Source organism: Oleiphilus sp. HI0086, from assembly GCF_001635225.1.
In genome coordinates this window covers 1-909 of sequence record NZ_LWFZ01000022.1, presented here as the reverse complement: position 1 = coordinate 909, position 909 = coordinate 1, and the positions used below count along the sequence as shown (strand labels likewise).

The window sequence follows — 909 nt, the reverse complement described above, 5'->3', positions numbered from 1 at the left end:
TCACTATCAAATGCTTCTAGGTACCAGGTCTCAGCCCACTCCTTGTCTTCAAGAACCCAAACTTTGTAGTCACAATTCTTGTTAAATGGTTTTTTGTCACTGCTGATGTCTACCCACTGTGAGCGACCGTGTTTATCTGCAAGCACTGAACCCGAGCCGAATACTAGAACGCAAACAAGTAAAAAAGAAGATACAAAATTTTGGTACATAGGAAATTCTCCGCTGTTTTCATAATGAAGATTTGTAGAAAGTGAAGGTATTAGATAATCTTAGTTCAACAAGTACGAATGTTGAAGTAGATGAAGAGATTTAGTCACTTGATGATAGAGGCGATGCATAAATGTCAAAGAGACTAGTGTTGATATAAATATTCACTCAGGTTTAAAACAGTGGGTTGGGAAAATAAGGTTTTCCTTCCTATACTAATTAGTTCCGGCTTGCTCCATTAGTATGCTTTGAGTTTATCAAGCTTCGCTATTGCCGTTGTTCAAGTAATTTATAAAGCCTCAAATTAAGCAGGTAAGGTGTAGAATATGAATGGAAAATCCTTATCTTTCTTAGGTTTAACTGTTATAGCCATGCTGTCCTTTAATGCGCAAGCAAAAGTTTCTTCGGAGGCCGCAGCTGAATTAGGCGTATCTTTGACTCCTTTTGGCTCAGTTAAAGAAAGTAATCAATACAAAACAATTCCTGCTTGGGATGGTGGTATTACCGAGGTGCCAGATGGGTTTAAGGGCAACGGTTTTCCTCATGTCGACCCCTTCGCCGACGATGAAATTAAGTTCTCGATCGACCAGAGCAATTACAAAGACTACAAGAAAAAGCTGACTCCAGGTCAGTATAAAATGTTTGAGACTTACCCAGAGACTTTTAAAATAAACGTTTATCCTACTCATCGCTCACACTCCT

At 38.9% G+C, this 909-nt stretch carries 2 protein-coding genes; one reads left to right on the top strand and one right to left on the bottom strand.

From position 1 onward, the window contains the following. On the bottom strand, positions 1-209 hold a 209-nt coding region (locus tag A3756_RS00420), incomplete at its 3' end, for a hypothetical protein (protein ID WP_156490132.1). 324 nt (positions 210-533) lie between these two features. Here A3756_RS00420 and A3756_RS00415 point away from each other — a divergent pair. Next, positions 534-909: DUF1329 domain-containing protein (locus A3756_RS00415; protein ID WP_156490131.1), on the top strand; the 376-nt coding region annotated here is incomplete at its 3' end.